This window comes from Nitrospinota bacterium (assembly GCA_035528715.1).
GTDB lineage: Bacteria > JADFOP01 > JADFOP01 > DATKYB01 > DATKYB01 > DATKYB01.
In genome coordinates, this window is record DATKYB010000087.1 from 1 (window position 1) to 5,308 (window position 5,308).

Genomic DNA, 5,308 nt, shown 5'->3' on the forward strand with positions numbered 1-5,308 from the left:
TATCATATGTTTCATCTTTGCCCCGATCAGAATGAATAACCTCAGAATAGTACCCAATAGCCGCCTTGTAATCTCCTTTATGAAATAAATCTTCTCCAATTATATAATAAACAATGGATTTTACCTCTCGATTTTTGGACAATGTTACGATGTTCTGATAATCCTTTAATGACTCGGAATAAAAGCCTTTTTTATAATATATCAGCCCCCTGTTTAATAAAGACTCTTCATACCAAGCACTTTTGGGATGCTTCTTTATAATCCTTGTTAACTCCTTTATGGCCATATCATCTTTTTCTTGGCTTAGATAGGCCTTTGCAACCATATACATCGCTCTATCCAAATCTTTATCCTTCGGATATAATCGAATCATCTTTTTAAAATACTCTATGGCCAAATCATATTCTCTTTTTTTATAATAAGACCAGCCCAATCCATATAAGACCTTACTTAAAAAAGGATAATCAGAATTCTCGTTAAGAAATCCAAGATAGATCTCGATTGCTTTATCGTAATTTCCTATGTGAAAAAAACTCTCTCCAAGTTGAAATTTTGCTTCTCCCAATAAGTTAAAGTCTGTATATTGACTGATGAGGAATTGAAGATTAATCATTGCTTCTTCAAATCTCTTTTGTTTAAAGAGAATTTTAGATGCTCGAAAGATACAGTCCGGTACTAATGAACTCTTAGGAAAATCTTTATAGACTTTTTGATAATTTTCTAATGACCTCTCTAATTGACCTTTCTTCTCATACAGTATTCCTAAAGAATAATATGTGTAGTCTAAATATTGGCTCTTTGGATATTCCGTTGCTAACCTTTCATAAACAGCTATAGCTTTCTCATATTCTTTAAGATTAAAATAGGATTCTCCTTTCCAGTATAATACTTCCGAAGACAATTGATTATTTGGCCATCTGGAGAGGAAGTTATCAAATTCATCTATTGCTAAGGAGTATCTTTGATCTTTAAAATAACTCTTTCCAATCATCAATAAAGAATTGTTAACTAAAGGGCTCTCTGGGTAGTCTTTGATCAAACGTTTATAATTCTTTACAGCCCTTTGATAGTCTTCTTTTGAAAAAAAGGATTCCGCCAAAAAAAACCGTACTAAATCCCTTTTCTTTCCCTTAGGAAACTTTTCAAGATATTTCTCAAACTCCTTGATGGCTAAGTCATAGAGCTTATCATTATAGGCCTTTATACCAAAGGAATATATTTGAAACTCCTGACTTAAAGTTTTGCCATAAATCGATGTATGAGATGACAGGAATATAGTTAAGAAGATGAAAAGAAAAAGGGGAAATCTATGTTTTATTTGCTCTTTATTCCTCAGTATGGCAGAATCTACAAGCCTCATAACCTGCCTCTAAAGCCTCTCCTGGATTCTTGAACCATATCTTATCTTCACTGCTTAAGCCCAGGGCATATCTACATTGTGGATTGTGATATCTTTTTCTTTTGGACTTTAGAGAACCGACAAATTTCTTACCAGAAGAGAATACATAATTCTCCTTTGGTCTTTCTCTCAATAAAGTCTCTGAAGAAACCTTTTGAATTTCGGGTTTATCGTTATCATATGTCTCTAAAACAAAAAGGTTCTTTAATCTCCAGATAATCCAGTAAAGTGCAAAAGATATGGATTCTATTATTTTACTTAACATTTGATAGATTCATTTAAATTCAAGATTTCTATTCTTAGTAAGAATTTAACACACTTCATGAAAAAGTCAATACAAACTCCTCTCCATTTCAAATCTATACATAAACAACACAGTTATCTATCAATCTGGCTTTGCCAATCGTGACGGCTACTGCTATAAGAGCTTTATCTTCTATAACATTAAAAGGTTCTAGAGTTTCCGGATTACATATATCAATATAATCAATGACTGTTCTTTTCTCTGATTTTATAATCCTTTCCATCTCATCCATTATTATCTTAGCGTTAAACTCTCCCTTCTTTATCATATCCTCAGCCCTCTTAAGTGCCCTATTAAGTGAAAGGGCCGATAATCTCTCCTCTTTGCTCAGATAACTATTTCTGGAACTCATCGCTAATCCATCACTCTCTCTTAAGATAGGCAAACCAATAACCTCTACATCCATATTAAGATCCTTGACCATCTTCTTTATTACCAGTAACTGCTGGAAGTCCTTCTCTCCAAAATAAGCCTTATGAGGTTTACATATGTTAAAAAGCTTTGCCACCACGGTTGCAACCCCTCTAAAGTGTCCGGGCCTTGATCTCCCACATAACCTTTCTGTAATCTTTTCAACATTTACATATGTATAGAATTTTTCGGAATACATCTCATCAACGTTTGGATGGAATACTATATCAACACCCACTTCTTTAGATTTCTTTATATCGGACTCTATATCTCTTGGATATTGACCGTAGTCCTCACCAGCAATAAATTGAGTAGGATTTACAAAAATGCTTATAATCAACCTTTCTGTATCCTTCTTTGCCTTGCGCATAAGACTCAGATGACCCTCATGAAGGAAACCCATTGTAGGAACTAAACCAATGATATGACCCTGCTTTCTTAATTTATTAGAGATAAATTGCATTTCCTCTACAGATTCTATAATTTTCATTTTGCCTTCCCTCTAAGAATAACTGTGCTCATCATCAGGGAAATCTCCTTTGATTACTTCATCTCTAAATTCCTCAACCGCTTTTATTATAATTTGACCAAGCTCAGCATATTTCTTAACAAACTTTGGGGTAAAACCTTCAAATAATCCAAGCATATCATGAAGAACTAAAACCTGACCATCGCAATCAGGTCCAGCACCAATTCCGATTGTTGGAATATTTAGCTTTTTAGTTATCTTATGAGCCAATTTTAAAGGCATTCCCTCCAAAATCACAGAAAATGCGCCTGCCCTCTCCACAGCCAGGGCATCCTCAATAATCCTCTCCTCTTCAACTCTATCCCTACCTTGAACCTTATAACCTCCAAATTTGTAAAAGGATTGCGGTGTTAGACCTATATGGCCCATTACCGGTATACCTGCATCTACAATCCCCTTTATCCTGTCCTCAACCACCATACCTCCCTCTAACTTTACTGCCTCAGCATAGCCTTCGGCAATCAAACGACCTGCATTTCTAATGGCATCCTCCTTAGATACCTGAAATGTAAGAAACGGCATGTCTGCTACTATCATTGCCTTGCAGTTCGCCCTTGAAACAGCTTTTGTATGATGAATGATATCATCTAAGGTTACAAATGTAGTGTTATGATAACCCAAGACGACCATACCTAAAGAATCACCCACCAAAATGATATCTATTCCTACTTCATCAAGAATTTTGGCAAAGGGAAAATCATAAGCCGTTAACATGGTAATCTTCTTTCCCTCTTTTTTCATGCTAAAGATTTTTGTTGTTGTAATCTTTTTCCTTTCCATGGTTTTTGCCTCCTTATAAAAAAAGGCCTTCTGGACCAATTCCAGAAGGCCTCTAAATCAGACTATAAAGATAATCATTGAATTGGAAGTTGTGAATACAATCTCCCATTCGCAATCAAAGCTTAGCCTAATTATAAACTTTTCCTTCCCGTCTTGGTCCTCTATTTAGATCCAAGCGGTACATCGCTACCTTTTAAAAGAATTTATCTTTAAATCTCTTAGCTCCTCCCTCCTTTGAAAGTGAACTTTTAAGTTAGAAAGTTATTAATGAAATTATTCCTTAAGTTTTTTATATTCAATCCTATTAACTCTTTGTTCTTCTCCTAAAACCTCAATAAGCTCACTAATGCTCTTTTTCAATTCAGGATGATAAAAGTCTGGGAAAATATCTGAAAGGGGCTGTAGTACAAATCTCCTTTCATACATCCTTGGATGGGGAACAACAAGATCATCCTCTTTTAATATCAGATCATTATATATGAGAAGATCTAAATCTATTATCCTCGGTCCCCATCTCATCTCCCTTGTCCTTCCCATAGAATTTTCTATTTGTAATAAGACCTTCAGAATTTTTCTTGGTCCTAGTGAAGTTTCAATTTCTATAACACAATTAACAAATCCTTCTTGTTCCAGATAACCCACAGGGTCGCTTTCATATAGGGGAGATACCTTTTTAACAGTAATTTCTTCTCTTTTTGATAGACTTTTTATAGCTTCTCTACAGTTCTTTATCCTTTCTCCTCTATTTGAACCAATACCGATATAGGCTTTTACTATTCCACTGATATTCCAATCTCCTTTATTCTTTTAATTGCTTCTTTCAGCCTTTCTTCACTTACTGTCAAAGCCATCCTTATATATCCTTCCCCATATTTCCCAAAACCAACCCCTGGCGTAGTAACAATCCCTGCCTTTGATAAAAGATAAGTAGTAAAATTGGAAGATGTGTAACCCTCAGGCACAGAAATCCAGATATAGAAGGTAGCCCTTGGAATATCTACATCAAGACCTACTTTCTTAAGGCCATCAATCAAAATATCTCTTCTCTTTTGATAGACTCTTCTCGCATCATCTATGATGCCCTGATCCCCTTCTAAAGCTTTAATTCCTGCCTCCTGTACGGCTTGAAATACTCCAGAATCAATATTCGTTTTAACACTACCGAGACAAGAGATAATTTCTTTATTTCCAACAGCAAAACCTATTCTCCATCCTGTCATATTATATGTCTTTGAAAGGGAGTGAAACTCAATCCCAATATCCCTAGCCCCTTTAACAGTTAAAAAGCTTATAGGTCTATAACCATCAAAGGCCATCTCTGTATAGGCTGCATCATGGCAGACAATAATATTGTATTTCTTAGCAAAATGAACTACCTCTTCAAAAAAATCATTACCAGCCACTGCCGCTGTGGGATTATTTGGATAGTTTAAAAACATGAGCTTGGCATCTTTCGCATCTTCTGTATCAATTTCATTAAGATTAGGAAGAAAACTATTTTCTCTCTTTAATGGCATAACTACAGGATTTCCACCAGCAAATATCGTCCCTGCCCTATATACCGGATAGCCGGGATCAGGGATAAGCACCTTGTCACCATAATTAATGAAGGCAAGAGGTACATGGGCTATGCCCTCTTTAGATCCTATAAGGGAGAGGATTTCTGTCTTGGGATCTAGATTGATATCAAACCTCCTTTTATACCAAGAACCCACTGCTTCTCTAAAGGTTAATAAACCTTCATAAGAGGGATATCTGTGGTTTACGGGTTTTTCCGCAGCCGTCTTTAGAACATCGATAATATGGGTAGGGGTTGGTAAATCAGGATCTCCAACTCCTAAATCAATAATATCCATTCCTCTGTTTAATGCCTCCTCCTTCATTT

Annotated in this window: 6 protein-coding genes; all 6 read right to left on the reverse strand. The window is 35.6% G+C overall.

Annotated elements, in window-relative coordinates:
• Window positions 1-1,360 (reverse strand): tetratricopeptide repeat protein (locus tag VMW81_06475; GenBank protein ID HUU50584.1); only part of this gene is annotated, 1,360 nt, incomplete at its 3' end.
• Window positions 1,326-1,664, reverse strand: coding sequence for a hypothetical protein (locus tag VMW81_06480; GenBank protein ID HUU50585.1), 339 nt, complete (start codon window positions 1,662-1,664; stop codon window positions 1,326-1,328). The genes VMW81_06480 and VMW81_06475, both read right to left, overlap by 35 nt.
• 94 nt (window positions 1,665-1,758) lie before the next feature.
• Window positions 1,759-2,604 carry a pantoate--beta-alanine ligase gene (gene panC / locus VMW81_06485; GenBank protein HUU50586.1) on the reverse strand — a complete coding sequence of 282 codons (846 nt, stop codon included), beginning with the start codon at window positions 2,602-2,604 and terminating at the stop codon, window positions 1,759-1,761.
• A 12-nt stretch (window positions 2,605-2,616) separates the two neighbouring features.
• Window positions 2,617-3,423 carry a 3-methyl-2-oxobutanoate hydroxymethyltransferase gene (gene panB, locus VMW81_06490; protein ID HUU50587.1) on the reverse strand — a complete coding sequence of 269 codons (807 nt, stop codon included), beginning with the start codon at window positions 3,421-3,423 and terminating at the stop codon, window positions 2,617-2,619.
• Between the two features lie 273 nt (window positions 3,424-3,696).
• Window positions 3,697-4,209: a 2-amino-4-hydroxy-6-hydroxymethyldihydropteridine diphosphokinase gene (folK, locus tag VMW81_06495; GenBank protein ID HUU50588.1), complete on the reverse strand. Its 513-nt coding sequence runs from the start codon at window positions 4,207-4,209 to the stop codon at window positions 3,697-3,699.
• Complete coding sequence (locus tag VMW81_06500) at window positions 4,197-5,306, reverse strand: LL-diaminopimelate aminotransferase (protein HUU50589.1); 1,110 nt, start codon at window positions 5,304-5,306, stop codon at window positions 4,197-4,199. Before VMW81_06500 ends, folK begins: the two co-directional genes overlap by 13 nt.
• Window positions 5,307-5,308 lie beyond the last annotated feature (2 nt).